The sequence below is a fragment of the Psychrobacillus sp. FSL K6-4615 genome (genome assembly GCF_038008225.1).
Taxonomy (GTDB): domain Bacteria; phylum Bacillota; class Bacilli; order Bacillales_A; family Planococcaceae; genus Psychrobacillus; species Psychrobacillus psychrotolerans.
Genome location: NZ_JBBOYQ010000001.1, coordinates 3,303,092 through 3,318,793 on the forward strand (window position 1 = coordinate 3,303,092; position 15,702 = coordinate 3,318,793).

Here is a 15,702-nt window from a genome sequence, read left to right on the forward strand (position 1 = left end):
CTCCTTTTAAATCCATTTATTTTGTTTTTCTTCCAACATTGCTAAAAATTCATCCACTACCTCTGGGTGAAATTGAGTGCCTTTTCCTTCTTTCATCTCTTGGATTGCTTCCTCAATGGTCATCGCCTTGCGGTATATTCGATTCGTAGTCATTGCATCAAATGCATCTACTACAGAAACAATCGAAGCCTCTATAGAAATTTCATCTCCTATTAAGCCATATGGATATCCTTTTCCATCATACCTTTCATGATGTTCTTCTACAATAAAAGCGGCTTTTCGTATACGTTCAATTTCATGATTACGCATCATTTCTGCCCCTAGAGTTGTATGCATTTTAATGACTTTCCATTCTTCGTCAGTTAACTTACCCGTTTTGTTTAGTATTTCTAAAGGAATTGCCAACTTACCTATATCATGAAAGTACGAACCCATCGATATAATAGCAACGCCTTGGCTACCTGGTCTCATTTTTTTCCAGAGTTCGATAGAATAATCACGAATTCGCGAGCAATGATGATATGTATATCCGTCTACTTCTTGAATACGTTTAGCATCTCTTTGGATAATTTCACGCTCAGAAAAGCTTTTTTCAAATATCGAAGAAGTCATTTCAAATAAAATCTCGACATGTGATTCTGCATTACAGGTGACGACTCCAGTACACTTATTGACATCAATGACATCGCCTTGATGCAATATAGACTTTTGTCCATCGCAATCTATGTCTAAAACACCAGTTAAAATCGTATATCGCTCTACAAAATCAGCGGAATTATTTGAGTTATTATAAACCCAAGTTGTTGTGTTAGGAAACAATGTATATAGAGAGTAAGAAATATCTTCTGCACTTCCAAGATAGGTTGTAACCGATTGATCGGTAAATACTCTCGGTAGGTATGCTTTTATACGTATATCCTGTATTTGTTCAACGGTTAACATATTTCATCCCCCATACCTATGACAACATTCTGCTTTATCTGCTTTTATTATACAATTCAATTAACTTAAAAGAAATACAATAAAAAGAACCTATGAACATTTTCATAGGTTTTTTTCATTAAAACGTTATGGAGTTTCATTTACATTTATTATTTCTTCCGTTAAACGGTCAATACTTGGACGTATATTCCCTTTACCCGCATAACTTTCAAGCATTTCTTTTACATCAATTCCAGAAGATGCTTTTAGAGTTTCTTGAAGAGTAGACATCAAGTTCGTTGCATAAGAGGTGACTTTGTTAGCTCCTCCACCTTCTCCGCTACCAGTGTCCACAACCGTTATTTTATCGATATTAGCAAGAGGACTTGCAATTTGTTTAGCGTACTCAGGAAGCATATGAACAATCATATCGAGAACAGCTGCTTGACCGTACATTTCAAAAGCTTCTGCTATCTTACGTTTAGCTTCTGCTTCGGCAAGACCTTTCAATCGAATAACATCTGCCTCTGATTCACCCTGTGCCCGCTGAGAATCTGCTTTTGCTTGACCATCTAAGCGTACCTTCTCCGCATCAGCCTTTGCTTTAGCTTCTATTCTATACTTCTCCGCATCAGCCTCTGCCATTTCACGAGACTTAGAAGCTTCTGCATTTTGTTCAATAGCATAGCGATCTGCATCGGCTTTTTTCTTCACCTCAGAATCATATTGCTTCTCTCTTCTTAGAATCTCTTTTTCTTCTAGTTCTATTTGTTTTTGACGCTCAATAATTTGAATTTGCATTTCTTGCTCAATAACATCCTGCTTAGAACGCGCCGTTTCTAATTCATATGCTTGGTCTGCACGGGCTTTGGCAATATCCGATTCGCGACGATATTCCGCAACCTTTAACTGATTATCTTTTTCGGATTCAGCAATTTCCGTAGCTCTTTCTATTTCAGATCTTTGCGCATCTTTGGAAGCCTCTGCCCGTTTGATACGAGTTTCTTTTTCAGCTTCTGCAGTAGCAATGTCTGCATCACGCTTTACTTGCGCAATTCTTGGTTTCCCTAAGGAATCCAAGTATCCGTTTTTGTCACGTACATCTTTGATAGTAAATGATACAATGACCAATCCCATTTTCGCTAAATCTTGAGAAGCTACCCTTTGCACTTCCTGTGAGAACTTATCTCGATTTTTATAAATTTCTTCTACAGTCATGGAACCTAATATAGAACGAAGATGACCTTCTAATACTTCCTTGGCTTCGTTTTCACGATCTTCTTTCGACTTACCTAAAAACTGTTCGGCTGCAGTGGCAATTTCCGAAATAGAACCACCAATTTTAATAATTGCCGTTCCATCTGCCATTACTGGAACACCTTGTTCCGTATATACTTCAGGTGTAGTAACTTCTAATTTACTAGATAGTAGACTAAGTGGTTTTGCTTGTTGAAACACTGGGAAGATAAATGCACCACCACCACGAATAATCTTAATGCGGTTGCCAGATTCATCTGTGTGTACATTTCCAGAACCCAAATAACTTCCCGTTACAATTAGTGCCTCATCAGGACCAACTGTACGATACTTAGTAACAAAAACTGCTAAAATGGCAATAATCACAAAAACTACTATTCCTATAACAATAAACATTTCCATTTGCATTTCTAATTCCCCCTATTATTTATACTAGTGGTACATATTCTTTTACTAAAAAGGTACCTTTGTCTACATCAATAATTAACACCTTTTTGTCATAATCTATTTCCTCATTGTCATAACCTGTCGCTCTTTTAGAAATGATCCCATTGACTGTTTCAATTACTATTTCACCAAACCCGTCTATTGGTATCGGGACAATAACTCTTCCAACCTGTCCTTGAAGTGACTCATCCGTATATGCTGTCGATACTTCTGCAGAAGCGAGCGGAACTAGTATGAAAAAGTAAAGTAAAAATGTTAATACACTAGAAATAATAAGAGCTACTACAATGACAATTTTTTCGTCCCATTCTGTTAGCTTCAATAAGATAAAACCAGATGCACAAATAAATAATAGGAAGGAAAGAACCGTTGTTGGATTTAATATTCCATTGTCCATTCCATCAATTGCATCTGCAAATAACACATACAAAATTGTAATTAGTCCAATACCAATTAGGCCATATAAAAAGAATTGTTCTATTTCAATCACCTCTTCCATTATATAAATCTCTTTGTACTATATACGGAACTAAAATCAGAAGGTTTCATATATTCTACTTTTTGCGAGAACTTAATGTTGCGTAAAATTTTTCGCTTATTCTTTAAATTCTGTTAAAAACCCTCCATTTTCAACAAAAAATACGTATATTAGTTCTAATTTGTCGAACTAATGTTACAGGATTGTAAATTTGTATAATCTAGAGTAAAAAATGTGTTGATTTAGTAATTTTTTTGTTATGCTATTTGAGGAAAAAGTAAATATATTAATTAAGTCCAGGAGGCTTTTATGATTAGTTCAAAAAAACCCGATCCATTTTTCGTGTCTCTATTAAAAATTGCCGAAAACGTACGTGATAGTGCTCACTATGCAGATGACTTCCGCATTAATACGGTTGCAGATTTAAAAGAAATCAGCGTACATTTAAAAAATTACGAAACTGCTGGAGACACATTAATACACGAATTGATCGTTATGTTAAATAAATCCTTTATGACTCCAATTGAGCGTGAAGATATTCTTGAACTTGCGATACGTATGGATGACATTTTAGATGGTATTGATAATTTTACCGCTCATTTAGAAATGTTTTCATTAATCGAAATTGATGAATCTATGCGTACATTTTTAGGGTATATCGTGAAAAGTACAGATGAAATTGTGAAAGCAATGGAGCTTCTAGCGAGTAAAAAACTTTTGAAGATGCATGAGCATTCCATCCTTATCAAAGATTACGAGAGAAAATGTGATGATGTACTTCGTTCATCGATTAAACAGTTATTCTTAAATGAAAAAGATCCAATTCGCATTATTCAATTTAAAGATATATATGAACAATTAGAAGAAATCGCTGATTATTGCCAAAACGTTGCAAATACGTTGGAAACAATTATCATGCGAAACGCGTAGGAGTAAACCTTTATGGAAACAGTATTTATATTAACCATTCTAGTAGTAGTCTTTGCTCTTGCATTCGATTTCATCAATGGGTTTCATGATACTGCAAACGCCATTGCCACATCCGTTTCCACAAGAGCATTGAAACCTAGAGTGGCAGTATTAATGGCAGCTGCTATGAACTTCGTAGGTGCTTTAACCTTTACGGGAGTTGCGAAAACAATAACAAAAGATATTGTAGATCCTTTTGCTCTGCAAAATGGCTCGCTAATCATTTTAGCTGCATTACTCTCTGCAATTATCTGGAACCTAGTTACTTGGTATTACGGAATTCCTTCCAGTTCGTCACATACGTTGATCGGCTCTATTGCCGGTGCTGCAGTGGCATCTTCTGGTTTTGCAATATTAAACTGGGAAGGTTTCATAAAAATCATTCAAGCATTACTTATTTCACCATTTCTAGCCCTAGCTGTCGGATTCTTAATGATGTCATTATTTAAAGTAATATTTAAAAACGGGAGTTTATATGGGACAAACAAGAAGTTCCGTATATTCCAAATTGGGACTGCTGCCCTTCAATCCTTTACGCATGGTACAAATGATGCGCAAAAAGCAATGGGGATTATTACGATGGCTTTAATCGCTGCAGAATGGCAAACAAATGACGATATTCAATTATGGGTTCGAGTTGCTGCAGCTACTGCAATGGGACTTGGTACTTCTATTGGTGGTTATAAAATCATTAAAACTGTTGGTGGTAAAATCATGAAAATACGTCCTATTAACGGAGCGGCAGCTGACTTGTCTTCTGCAATGATTATTTTCGGAGCTACCACTATTCATTTACCAGTTTCAACTACACATGTTATATCCTCTGCTATTATGGGAGTTGGATCTGCTCAACGTGTGAAAGGTGTAAAATGGGGAGTTGCGAAAAAAATTGTTTTAACATGGATTATCACTTTACCAATTTCCGCTGTAATGGCAGGCATTATTTTCCTAGCATTAAATTTATTCTTTTAATATAAAAAATGATCCTTTGTCTTTTTGGACAAGGGATCATTTTTTGTTCATTAGAACTCTCCTAAAACAACTTATTCTTTAATTTGTAAACCTAATGATTTGGCAAAGCCGATTGCTTGTTCTGTGGAGACAGTACAACCTTGCATTTTATCCAATGATACGGTTAGTTGTTCGTATGTATTCGAGCTTAAGTCTACACCGTTTAGAGCTGTGCCATTGAAATTCGCTTCATTTAATTCACAGCCTTCAAAATTTACTTTATCAAACATCGTCTCTATAAAATCTGCACGATTGAATGACGTTTTAGTGAAGGAGACTTTTTTCAATTTGGAAAAACTCAAACTTACATAGTTGGCAACCGTGTCTACCACCTTTACATCCGTCATCCTGCTTTGTGATATGTTAGCTCCTACTAACTTCGAACTAAGAAATTCTACACGATGGAATACAGCATTCCCAAAATCCACATTGGATAAGTCACACTTTTCAATAATACAATCAATAAACTCTACTTGTTGAAATCGTACACCTTCCATAGAGATATCCCGAAAATGTATTTGATCGAAAACGATTTTATCTTCTTGCTCCTCGTCTAACTCTAGCTTAGTGACCAATCCATCTGATACATAATAATCTTCCAACAGTGCTTGTCGCACATCTAGCTCTTGTAGTGATTTTGATATTTTTGGTACTGCTATCTTCAATGAAATCCCTCCTGTGGAATTGCTCTTCATATTCTACCATTATATTAGTATTTTAGTCTTTGTTTGCTTTACAATGTAACTAGGTTTTAATGGAGGAGGAATTACATGAAAGGCTTGTCTAAAATAGTGACTCGTCACTATAAGGTAATACTAGGTATTTGGTTATTATTATTTGCCGCTTTAGCTGTATTAGCTATTCGTTTGCCTGGACTATTGGAAGGTGATGGATTTAGTACCGATGGGGAACACGCAGAGGTAATGGAAGAATTAACGAAAAAATTTGATTTTCCTGCTGAGTCCCTATTCGTGGTTTTTGACCAAACATCCGATGATACCATCAAAGAAACGTTACAGGAGATAGAAAAACTTGAGATTGCAGAATCTATTCAATCTCCTTTAGAGGATAACTCTTTATATAAAGATCACGTAGCCTATGCCATGCTTCACTTCGACTCAGATGCCGATATGACAGGTGCAGTCGATGACATCAGAGAAGCAATTGACGGAGAGGAAGGCGTTACGTTAACCGGTGGTGCGGCTATTAACAAAGATATTAATAGTGCTAGTCAGAAAGACTTAGCGAGTGCAGAGGCAATTGGATTACCAATAGCAATTATTGTATTACTTCTTGCGTTTGGTAGTGTCGTTGCAGCATTTATCCCACTTGCTATAGGAATTGTCACAGTGGTATCCGCTTTCGGTGTGATGACCTTATTTAGTGAGACGATGGATTTATCCATTTTTGTTATGAACATTATTCCAATGCTCGGATTGGCATTAAGTATTGATTTTGCTCTACTACTCATCAATCGCTACAAAGAGGAACTTGCCAAGAATTCCACAATCGACGCTGTACAAACCGCTATCCAAACTGCTGGTAGATCCATCATCTTCTCAGCAATTTGTGTATTTATTGGTTTGGGAGCTATGCTCGTTATGCAAGTAGAGATATTCCAAAACATTGCACTTGGTGGAATGCTTGTCGTAACGATTGCAGTACTTTCGTCTATTACTTTGCTTCCTTCTATATTGATGCTATTAAAAGAACGTATAAACAAATGGACAATTATTCGTGTTAAACCAGGTGCTACAACTAAATGGCGTAACTTCGCTTCATTTGTCATGAAGCGTCCCGTGACATTAATACTTGTCGCACTAATTTTGTTAGGTATCGGAATAATTCCTGTGAAGAATATGGAATTGACAATTCCACAGGTCGATTCACTTCCAAAAACTTATGATTCTAGACAAGCATATGAACTAATGGACCAAGAGTTTGGTCTAGGTGATCAATCGACTGTCTATATGATTGCTGAGAGAACAGATGGCTGGGATAGTACTGCTGGCTTAGAAGACATTAAAAAAATTGAAGAGAGACTACTTGAAGATAATAATGTCACGACGGTTGACACTATCTTCACAGCAAGTGAGATCCCAACTGTAGAGCAGTGGGAACAGAGTCTAATGGTTCCAGAGGTGGAAGCACAGCTCACACCATTACTTGATACTTTTGTTCAAGACAACAAATTACTAGTACCAGTAACCTTAAACTTAAATGGATCTTCCAATGAAGCACAAGATTGGGCACGAGAGTGGTCTGAAAAAGATTTAGGTGTCGACTTTAAGCTAGGGGGCCAACCTAAATTCAACCAAGAAATTTTCGATGAGATATTTGATAAAGTAGGATGGTTATTAGCGATTATTTTAGGCTCTACTTTTATCATCTTGATGATTGCATTCCGTTCCATTTTAATTCCATTGAAAGCAATCATTATGAATATTATTGGTCTTGCATCGACTTTTGGAATTCTCGTCTATATATTCCAGTACGGCCACTTTGGAATCGAGGAAACTACAATTGCATTAATTATTCCTGTTATTGTATTTAGTCTCGTATTTGGTTTAAGTATGGACTATGAAGTTTTCTTAATCTCCCGCATTCAGGAAGAATACATGAAGCATCAAAATAATACTTTGGCAACCGTTGACGGTTTGACCTCAACAAGTAAGATTATTACATCCGCTGCCTTAATCATGATTGTTATTACAGGGGCTTTTGCATTTACTGAGGTAATGCCCGTTAAACAAATTGGTGTCGGCATCGCAATTGCCGTAGCGATTGATGCTTCCATCATCAGGCTATTACTTGTACCAAGTCTTATGAAACTATTTGGCAAATGGAATTGGTGGCTACCTTTTAGAAAAGGACCTTATAAAGCCAAAAAGCTTCATTAATAGTAGCAGTTCACTTGTGTCACAAGCACCGTAAAAATACGGTGCTTGTTTTTTTAAAAAAGGCTCTGTTAAAGAAAAAAGGTTATACCCATCTAATAAAAGCCTAGTTCATTATGAACTAGGCTTTTGCTGATGTGCACTTGTCCTTTTGAAGAGTTAAGTATACTATAACTCTACCAAATGTTCGTTTGCCATTGTACCCGCCAATATGACGATTAGAATGTGTGACAAGAATATTTCTCCATTTCCATTTTATTCATTTAATAACATTTATTATATTTAAATTATAAACCCCTGACTAGAGCTGATTACGGGTAACTGTCATCTTTTATTATCAATACATCTTCTCTTTTAACCAATAAAAAAGCCAAACAGAACAATACTTTCTGCATGGCTTTATTTATTAGAATTTCGACTGGTACCATTGTTTCGCCGCTTGCACTTCATCTTGTGTTAATTGATGACCATAGGCATGCCAGTATAATTCTACCTCTGCTCCTACTCCTCGCAATAAGTCCCGTAGATCCTCTGACTCTGTGGCTGGACACATATGATCATTCTTACCAGCACCGATGAATACTGGTGTTTCTTGCATCTTTGGGATTTCTACACCACGCCTAGGAACCATTGGATGGTGAAGAATAGCACCTTTTAATACATTTTCAAATTCAAATAAAAGATTAGCTGCAATATTAGCGCCATTCGAATAACCAATAGCTACTATATTATCTCGATCTATTTCATATTTTACAGCTGCATCATCGATGAAACGTTTTAACTCTTCCGTTCTAAGCTGAAGATCCTCTAGATCAAAGACCCCCTCTGCTAAGCGTTTAAAAAATCGAGGCATGCCATTCTCCAATACATTTCCACGGACACTTAAAATACTTGCAGCTGCATCTATTTCTTTACCTAAACCTACTAAATCATGCTCATTTCCACCTGTCCCGTGTAAAAGTAAAAGTGTCGGTCTAGAGGAATCTTCCCCTTTATAAAATATATGGTTCATATTATAACTCCCTCTCAATTATCTTGAATTTGAGATAATTATAACGGATGCTTATTTCTAGGTCAAACTATTAGGATCGTCTCTATTCGAGAGAATTAATTTTAGTTGCTCTGGTTCATCAATCCTAATAGCAAATTCCGAAATGCTTTTCTTCATACCCATGAACATAGTTGTCTCAATAGGATTGCTCAGGTGAATAATGGCATCTGGCTCAACAGTCTCAAAATCTTTATAAACAAACTGTACTGTATGCTTATTTGGAACTTTTGCTCCCCACTGAACTTCATGTATCAAGTTAAGTGGGACAATAATTCTAGTGCTAAGCCCTTTAGAGATATATAGATTCCCATTTTTCACTTCCAACGGGTGTAATTTCATAATTTGAATTTCTGCCATAAAAAAAAGTACTGAGTATATATTTAAGGTTAATAATATTATTGAAAGAACGATAGATTTATCATGTAACCACCAATGGAGCCCTATTGTCTCGATTACAATTCCATGGATCAACATCAAGTGGAAGGCTACTGCACTGGTTTTTTTATGCATTGTTACAACACCTTCGTGTTGAGGGGCTTTCTTCTTCCACGTAAAAAACGCATAATATAGCATTAAAAGCTCCGACATGAGAACCCGAATTAATATATTTTTAGTCACTACTTTTTCAACTGCAGGAAGTAAACTGTACAATGCTTTCTCATTCATTTGTTTCATCTGCAATCGAATCTTGGGTATTTTCCAAATGACTAAAAAGATTAAGGTAATTTCTGCGACTATTAAGAGTATCTCAATTGTGATACCAGCATATAGTATTCCAGTAAACGGAGTGAACAATTCGTTGGGTATGAGTAATCTTGCTATAACTAATCCTGCTACCATTATTCCAATTGTTTGCTTGATAGATAATTTAAAAGCTACAAACATTAAAAGTGGCACGATAATGGCTAAATCAATTAGTGATCCTACTACAGCTCCAGTATTTAGTTGTATAGAGAAAAAGTCTAGAACTGTGGACTGATAAATAAGAAAATTGCTGGAAAGAACTAGGAAAAGTAAAGCAACGGCCATGTTTGCGTATTTGTTTTTACGATAAACCATAAAATCCCCTCCCTTATATATCCTTTCTTAAATTATATATTTCTTTTCACCTGGAAATCTATAGCAATATTCTAAATAATAGCACATTTTAATGACAAAAAAGCTGCTCCCTCATTTCAGGAGCAGCTTCTTTTAAACTATTTTCTTTGGACCCTTCCAAATAATAGAACCAATCGTTGTAATTACTAGTACAATAAGTCCTAGCACGAACGGATAAATAATATTCACATCATATAATGCCCCGGCAAGCAATGGTCCCAGAACATTCCCTATACTCATATACGCATTGTTCATACCCATCGCAAATCCTTGCTCATTTCCAGCTAATTTAGAGATTAAGGTTGTCAGCACAGGACGCAGAATCGAAGTGGACAAGAAAATAATCATCGTAATGACAAAGAAAAATGCATAGCTAGAAATTAGAATAGACAGAAGGAAGCCAAATGCTGCTACGCCTAGAAAAATTCTTAACACATTTGCTTCACCAAAACGTCTAACAACTTTATCCACCACGAATACTTGAATTATTACACTTACTATTCCAGTGGCTGTGATCATCCACGCAATATCCTGTGGTGAGGCAGCAAACTGATCATCAACAAACAGTCCTAGCACCGATTCATAAGCAAGTAGTCCAAAGCTCATCACTAATGTAATAACAAGTGGGATGAAGTATGGCTTTTTAAATGATTGAGCAATCTCTTTTACCATAGTTTCAGATTTACCATCTGGTGTTACTACATCCGCTGGTTTACTTTCTTTCAGTACTAAGGTAGAAAAGATTACCGCAACAACTCCAACTAGCGCAGAAATTAAAAGCGGCATTTTTAAGCCGAATTCCGCTAAAAACCCACCAATCCCAGGTCCCACTACTATACCTAAGGACATGGCCGCAGATATTAAACTATTTCCTTTAGCACGTTGTTCCATAGTGGTGATATCCGCTACATATGCAAAAATAGCAGGCACCAATAACGCAGCTCCAACTCCACCAATTGCACGCGAAACATATAAAACTCCGATAGAATCCGAGAAATAAAACACAAACATCGACAATGCAAGTCCGCTTAAACCTGCTATAATCATAATTCTTCTTCCGTACTTATCAGCCCATTTACCTGCAATCGGAGACATAATAAGTTGCGCTCCAGCAAATATAGAAATCATTAGACCAGCTGCTATCCCACCTTGATCGATAGATTTTAAATAGGCTGGCAAAATAGGAATAACAATTCCAAAACTTGCAATAGCTATAAACATATTAATCATTAATATAAATAATTTCTTTCGTTGTTCTTTCGTCATCCTATCCCTCTTTCTTCCATCACACTAATACATAAGGAATAGATTAACATGATTTATTCTCATAAACAACAAAGCTACCTTACACCAAGAAAAACTGGTGGAAGATAGCCTTTTTTTATTTACTCATTTAACTTTTCAATCGTTCTTGCAGTCCCTTTAGCAGGATATGATTCGTTGAGAGTAGTATATCCAACCCTCACTTCATCATGTAACTTTAGTCGACTACGCTGATCCATCGCCAAAGAAAACCATATAGCATCTTTACCAGCTTCTAATGCCTCTTCTACCGACATAATTTTTGCATCGTCAACTGATAAACCACTAATTACTAAAACAGAAGTATCTTGCATATCGATAATAATTCCCTCTGTAAAACTTGTCGGTTGCTGAGGTTGATTTGGATTATCTTCAAAAAATTGCATGATAAAATAAAAGCTAGCACCAATCGCTGTTAATAGAATGGCTATTAATATTCCTACCGTATATTTCCCTCTCATAGTAGGAACCTCCTTATCTTTTGCTGTCTAGGCGGAAGCCTTCTGCTAATAGATAAGTTTTTGCTTCGCTGTAAGAACCAAAGCTTTCTTCTAAGTTATATCCATGATAGATATTCCATAGTGTATCTTCTTGTAATAATGTTAGTGTAGAATCTTCTTTGTTTTTCCACACTTCTTCTATTTCTTCATCTTGCAGCTCTTCTTCCTCTGTTGAAAGATAAGCAATCGAATCTTTAATAATTGCTCTAAGTTCATCAGCAGAAGCTTCACGAATATTCAACAATCCTTTGTCATCAGCTTCTTCATATTGAGGAAGATCTCCTACATAAACAAAGCCATTTCCATTCGGATGGAGATGATAAACAACTGTTGTTTTTTCATATAAGCTCTTTTCGTAATGATAATTTACTCGTTTCATCGATACTTCTTTACGAACTAGCTCCGAAAATTCTTGGATAATTAATTCTTTTGCTTCAAATGTTAACATGCGATTCCTCTTTCTATACGTTTTTTCATTTACCTAGTATAGCACACTCTTTACCCTCTTCGCGTCCACCATTCTGCTAAAATAACGAAACAAATAACAACTCCAATCACTACTGCAAAAAACCAATCGGGTAAACTCCCCAAATTTATACCTCCTAACTAATGCCCATCACAAATCGTTCGAAATTCTGTGATGTGATTCCTACGACTTCCTCTGTTGTATAGGTTTCTAATAACTTCATAACTAAATTTTGTGTTTTGGATGCATCCTCTAATCCTAAAATAACTTCACTGATCCCGTCAAAATCAGAACCTAATCCTATCAATTGCTTACCACCTAGTGAAACAATATGTTCAATATGTTTTACTAAGTCCTCTAACCCTACTACTGACTTTTCTGCACCATTTATAAAAGGTGGGTAATACACCACATGGATTGGACTATTTCTGGCAATAAGTGCATTTATCTGTTTGTCGTTTAAATTTCTGGCTGAATCACATAGAGTCCTGCTATTAGAATGACTTGCCATCAACCATTTTGCTTTAGGAAGAACATCCCAAAAAGATTGTTCGCTCAAATGGGAGACATCCACAATTACTTTTTGCTCGTTCAACAAAGACAGGACCTCTTCTCCAAATGGTGTTAATCCTGTACCCGATTCTTCGAAAGAACCATCTGCTACTTTGTTTGCTCCGTTCCAAGTAAGACCTACTAACTTCACTCCATGAGACAAGAGTAGTTTTAGCTTATATAGGTCCCCACCTATCATATCTAATCCTTCTAGAGATAACACGACCCCAATCTGTCCATCCTTTAATGTTTTAAGCTGTTCCCACTCATATATTGGAATGATGTTGTCATGCTTTCCTACAATTTCCGTGTGGAAAAATTCAATTTGACGAATTGCCTCCAGGAATAGTTGTTCCTTAGGAAAGCCTTCAGAGACAAATACAGCAAAAACTTGAAGAGCTATTTCCCCAGCTTCTAAATTTTTTTTACTAGCTTGTAGTTTGGGGGAGTCAACAAATGACATAGAACCCTCTTCTTTCGCTAATTTATACAGCACATCACAATGTAAATCATAAACTTTCATTTCATCCTCCTAAATCTCGAACTTCTATCATTCCGGTGCTTCTTCACCAAATGCTAACCATTCGTCTTTCGATGGTCCGTACATTCCCGGCACCGTTAATCCCGCTTGTCGCATTAATATCGTCATCTGCCCACGGTGATGAATTTGATGTTGGATCAAAGTTTGCAATACGGTCGCAATGGTCCATTGCTCCCCGTACATATCTTTTTCTACTAACAAGCTCTCATCCGTCCATTGTTCCTTCATCGGCATTACGATAGAATCTCTAGACTTTCTGTAGGCATCCGACATTTCCTTCACCGTGGAAGGTTGAGGAGTTTCATGTGGAGTTGCCGAAAACTGTAATCCTGTTCTGCCGATCATTTCATCGATACTTGTAACGAGATGCCATGCAATTTTCCCAAGTGTCCGACCGTCTTCATTTACTCTTTGTTGTAACGACTCATCTGTCAGTGCTCCCAAAATTTTCAGGGTAGAATCACTTTCATGCTGCCAATCCATTACAAAGTCTTCTAGATTTCTAATCATGACCATTCCTCCAAATTATATGATGTAATTTATTTCGTCATTAGTTTAAAATTATCCTGCTGTAGGTAAAATACCTTTCGAATAGATATTGCAGTGCAGTTCTGATATACTTAAGGATAGACAATAAGAGGACGTGAGCGAATGATTAAAATTGAATTACCAAAACCAACTGTAACAATCACACAACGTGAACAAGTACTAAAAGAGGGCGAACTAGAAATTCCAGCAATTCACGGATTTATCGACTTTCATCAAATCCCTCGTGATAAAGGTGGCATTTTCTTTTTCTACAATAAGAATAATGAACTTTTATTCGTAGGTAAGGCTCGTAAAATTAGACAGCGTATTAAAAAACATTTCGAAGATAATGTCTCGCCAATGATTAAACATCGTGATGAAGTGTACAAAATTAGTGTTTGTATCGTAGAAGAGGCAATGGATCGCGAAATTTACGAAACATATGCAATCAATACTCAAAAAGCGAAATACAATATCGATAAAGCGTTTTTTAAATAAGATGAAATCCCATGTTCTTCTATCGAAGAGAACATGGGATTTTTTTATTTGTCTAGCTCCAGCACCTAGCCCCTCGAGTCGCTTCAGGGGCCCACAGGATGAGGGTCAGTCAGTCGTTGCGACACGATGTCGCGAACCTAGACTGACTTCCAATACATCGGCGCTTGCGCTTTTCTACTTTACTTCTTCAAAGATACTTGTGCTGTGCTTTGGCTGTACGCGTGCTTTTGGATCAATGAAAGCTTTAATATGGCTGATAGCAATTGGAACCTCACCAAATCCTACAGCAATCAGCTTTACTTTCCCATCATGTGTGGATACATCGCCAGCTGCGTATATACCTTCTACACTAGTTTCCATTTTTCCATTGACTACTACTGAATTTTTTTCCATCTCTAAACCCCATTCTTTTAAGGGGCCGAGGGATGCAACATTTCCGTAATTCACTAGAACATGGTCTACGGAGATTGTTTCTTCGATTTTGTCTTTGCCAACAATCACGACTTCATTAACCTTTTCCCCATCACCTATTACTTCTTTTATGCCATAAGGTGTTTTTATCTTGACCGTAGAGTTTTGGAGTTGTTGAATGGTCATCTCGTGAGCAGTAAATTGCTCTTTACGATGACAAATAGTCACACTCGAAGCAACCTCTTCCAACATTAATGACCAGTCGAGTGCAGAATCTCCTCCACCTAATACAAGAACATCAGAATCTCTAAATTCCTCCAAGCTTCTCACTTTATAATGAAGGTTTTTGCCTTCATAATCAGCAGCACCTGGAACATTTAACTTACGTGGTTGGAAAGAGCCAATTCCTGAAGTTAATAAAATCGTCTTAGAATAATGCACATTCTTATCCGTAGTTAGCGCAAAATAATCCGGTAATTTTTCTAGTGCTATTGCTGTTTCCTCTAAGCAAATCGTTGGATTACTATAGGCCGCCTGCTCTTCTAAATTAGCCACTAAATCTTTTGCTAAAATTTTCGGAAGACCACCAATATCATATATATATTTATCAGGATAGAGCTCCATCAATTGTCCACCTAGTTGTGGGAGACTATCAATAATCTTTACTTTTAAGTCACGTAACCCACCATAGAAGGAAGCAAACAGACCTGTGGGACCTCCACCAATAATCGTTACATCGTATAATTCGCCATCCATGTCATTTCACCTCATACCT

The 15,702-nt window shown here is 36.7% G+C and carries 16 protein-coding genes; 4 read left to right on the forward strand and 12 right to left on the reverse strand.

All coding sequences use genetic code 11. From position 1 onward, the window contains the following. Nucleotides 1-6 precede the first annotated feature (6 nt). From MKX53_RS16525 to MKX53_RS16535, 3 genes are all read right to left on the reverse strand, one after another. A complete protein-coding gene (locus MKX53_RS16525; protein WP_340912670.1) occupies nt 7-942 on the reverse strand; it encodes an HD-GYP domain-containing protein in 936 nt (311 codons plus the stop codon). 126 nt (nt 943-1,068) lie between these two features. Then, a complete protein-coding gene (locus MKX53_RS16530) occupies nt 1,069-2,586 on the reverse strand; it encodes a flotillin family protein (protein WP_093537490.1) in 1,518 nt (505 codons plus the stop codon). A gap of 19 nt (nt 2,587-2,605) precedes the next feature. Further along, nucleotides 2,606-3,124, reverse strand: a complete 519-nt coding sequence (locus tag MKX53_RS16535; protein ID WP_093537489.1) for an NfeD family protein — start codon at nt 3,122-3,124, stop codon at nt 2,606-2,608. A 288-nt stretch (nt 3,125-3,412) separates the two neighbouring features. Here MKX53_RS16535 and MKX53_RS16540 point away from each other — a divergent pair, with 288 nt between their 5' ends. Then, complete coding sequence (locus tag MKX53_RS16540; RefSeq protein ID WP_093537488.1) at nt 3,413-4,033, forward strand: DUF47 domain-containing protein; 621 nt, start codon at nt 3,413-3,415, stop codon at nt 4,031-4,033. 12 nt (nt 4,034-4,045) lie between these two features. Continuing rightward, nucleotides 4,046-5,044 carry an inorganic phosphate transporter gene (locus tag MKX53_RS16545; RefSeq protein WP_340763784.1) on the forward strand — a complete coding sequence of 333 codons (999 nt, stop codon included), beginning with the start codon at nt 4,046-4,048 and terminating at the stop codon, nt 5,042-5,044. Between the two features lie 71 nt (nt 5,045-5,115). Here the strand turns inward: MKX53_RS16545 and MKX53_RS16550 are convergent, their stop codons facing one another. Further along, entirely contained in the window at nt 5,116-5,748 is a 633-nt protein-coding gene (locus MKX53_RS16550; RefSeq protein WP_340912672.1) for a pentapeptide repeat-containing protein, read from the reverse strand. Nucleotides 5,749-5,853: 105 nt separating this feature from the next. Between MKX53_RS16550 and MKX53_RS16555 the strand changes: the two genes are divergently transcribed. Then, complete coding sequence (locus MKX53_RS16555) at nt 5,854-7,983, forward strand: MMPL family transporter (RefSeq protein WP_340912674.1); 2,130 nt, start codon at nt 5,854-5,856, stop codon at nt 7,981-7,983. 403 nt (nt 7,984-8,386) lie between these two features. Here MKX53_RS16555 and MKX53_RS16560 read toward each other — a convergent pair whose 3' ends face one another. From MKX53_RS16560 to MKX53_RS16590, 7 genes are all read right to left on the reverse strand, one after another. Beyond that, the gene (locus MKX53_RS16560) at nt 8,387-8,992 is read right to left on the reverse strand and encodes an alpha/beta hydrolase (RefSeq protein ID WP_340912676.1); all 606 of its coding nucleotides are present in this window, start codon (nt 8,990-8,992) and stop codon (nt 8,387-8,389) included. Nucleotides 8,993-9,049: 57 nt separating this feature from the next. After that, nucleotides 9,050-10,090 carry a beta-carotene 15,15'-monooxygenase gene (locus tag MKX53_RS16565; protein WP_340912678.1) on the reverse strand — a complete coding sequence of 347 codons (1,041 nt, stop codon included), beginning with the start codon at nt 10,088-10,090 and terminating at the stop codon, nt 9,050-9,052. Between the two features lie 132 nt (nt 10,091-10,222). Next, a complete protein-coding gene (locus MKX53_RS16570) occupies nt 10,223-11,395 on the reverse strand; it encodes an MFS transporter (RefSeq protein ID WP_340912680.1) in 1,173 nt (390 codons plus the stop codon). A gap of 119 nt (nt 11,396-11,514) precedes the next feature. Further along, nucleotides 11,515-11,892 carry a YobA family protein gene (locus MKX53_RS16575; protein ID WP_093537480.1) on the reverse strand — a complete coding sequence of 126 codons (378 nt, stop codon included), beginning with the start codon at nt 11,890-11,892 and terminating at the stop codon, nt 11,515-11,517. Between the two features lie 13 nt (nt 11,893-11,905). Continuing rightward, a complete protein-coding gene (locus MKX53_RS16580) occupies nt 11,906-12,379 on the reverse strand; it encodes a hypothetical protein (RefSeq protein WP_340912681.1) in 474 nt (157 codons plus the stop codon). Between the two features lie 154 nt (nt 12,380-12,533). Next, a complete protein-coding gene (locus tag MKX53_RS16585) occupies nt 12,534-13,472 on the reverse strand; it encodes a dipeptidase (RefSeq protein ID WP_340912682.1) in 939 nt (312 codons plus the stop codon). Between the two features lie 27 nt (nt 13,473-13,499). Next, nucleotides 13,500-14,000, reverse strand: a complete 501-nt coding sequence (locus tag MKX53_RS16590) for a DinB family protein (RefSeq protein WP_340912683.1) — start codon at nt 13,998-14,000, stop codon at nt 13,500-13,502. 141 nt (nt 14,001-14,141) lie between these two features. Between MKX53_RS16590 and MKX53_RS16595 the strand changes: the two genes are divergently transcribed. Continuing rightward, nucleotides 14,142-14,516: a nucleotide excision repair endonuclease gene (locus MKX53_RS16595; RefSeq protein WP_093537476.1), complete on the forward strand. Its 375-nt coding sequence runs from the start codon at nt 14,142-14,144 to the stop codon at nt 14,514-14,516. 174 nt (nt 14,517-14,690) lie between these two features. Here the strand turns inward: MKX53_RS16595 and MKX53_RS16600 are convergent, their stop codons facing one another. Next, nucleotides 14,691-15,683 carry an NAD(P)/FAD-dependent oxidoreductase gene (locus MKX53_RS16600; protein ID WP_340763801.1) on the reverse strand — a complete coding sequence of 331 codons (993 nt, stop codon included), beginning with the start codon at nt 15,681-15,683 and terminating at the stop codon, nt 14,691-14,693. Between the last annotated feature and the right edge of the window lie 19 nt (nt 15,684-15,702).